This window comes from Kitasatospora sp. NPDC048194, from assembly GCF_043202455.1.
Lineage (GTDB): Bacteria > Actinomycetota > Actinomycetes > Streptomycetales > Streptomycetaceae > Kitasatospora.
On sequence record NZ_JBIDAK010000081.1, the window covers coordinates 1 to 1,119 of the forward strand.

General features: G+C 66.2%; 1 protein-coding gene. It reads left to right on the plus strand.

The window, feature by feature from the left end:
* Positions 1 to 1,035 (plus strand): hypothetical protein (locus ACGF07_RS35635; protein ID WP_392905844.1); only part of this gene is annotated, 1,035 nt, incomplete at its 5' end.
* Positions 1,036 to 1,119 lie beyond the last annotated feature (84 nt).

Below are 1,119 nucleotides of genomic sequence, written 5' to 3' on the forward strand. Positions count from 1 at the left end.
TCCGCGGTCGTGAACTCCGTCTACAACCCCGACACCAGGACCGCCGAGATCTTCGCGCTGGGCACCGACGGCGTCCTCGCCCACAACTCCAAAAAGGAGGACCAGGGCTGGAGCGGCTGGTCGGCCCTGCAGGAGTGGAAGTTCAGCGGGATCCCCTCCACGATCTACAACCCCGCCACCAAGCAGCTCGAACTCTTCGCCGTCGGCAAGGACGGCAAGCTCTGCCGCAACCACTGGGACCCGGCAGCCAACAAGTGGATGGGCTGGAGCGTCCTGCCCGGCATCACCAACCTCAAGGCCAACCCGGTCGCCGTGTATAACCCCTCGAACCGGACCGCCGAGGTGTTCGCCCTGACCACCGACAGCTACATGACCCACTCCTACAGCGCCGACGGCGCACCGTGGGACGACGTCCGCCTGCACGGAAACTGGCAGTTCGCCGGTACCCCCACCACCGTCTACAACCCGTCCACCGACGCCGTCGAGCTGTTCGCGACCACCAGCCGCAACGAACTCGGCCACCGCTACTGGGACAACAAGACCAAGACCTGGAGCGACTGGGGCACCATCGGCGGCCAGGCCGTCGCCGGCAGCCCCACCGCCGTCGTGAACCCCGCCAACAACAGCGCCGAGGTCTTCGTCACCACCACGAACGGCACCATGGCCCACGCCTACAGCGAAACCGGCTCCCCCTGGAGCAGCCTCAGCACGATGGGCGACTGGCAGTTCAACGGCACCCCCACCGCCGTCTTCAACCCCGCCGCCAACGCCGTCGAGCTGTTCGCCGTCGGCAGCACGAACGGCAAGCTCGGCCACAACTACTGGGACAACAAGACCAAGACCTGGGGCGGCTGGAGCACCATCAGCGACTGGCAGTTCTCAGGCACCCCCTCCGCCACCTACAACGCCTACACCAACACCCTCGAACTCTTCGCCACCGGCACCAACGGCACCATGTCCCGCGCCACCTACAAGGACAACAAGTGGCTCACCTGGGAGACCATGCCCGGCTGGACCTTCGCCATCACCGGCTGACCCTGGTCCGTCAGCATCCCGACAACGCCAACAAACCGGTGGTTGCGCATACTGCACCGCCACCGGCTCCATAGCACGGCACCG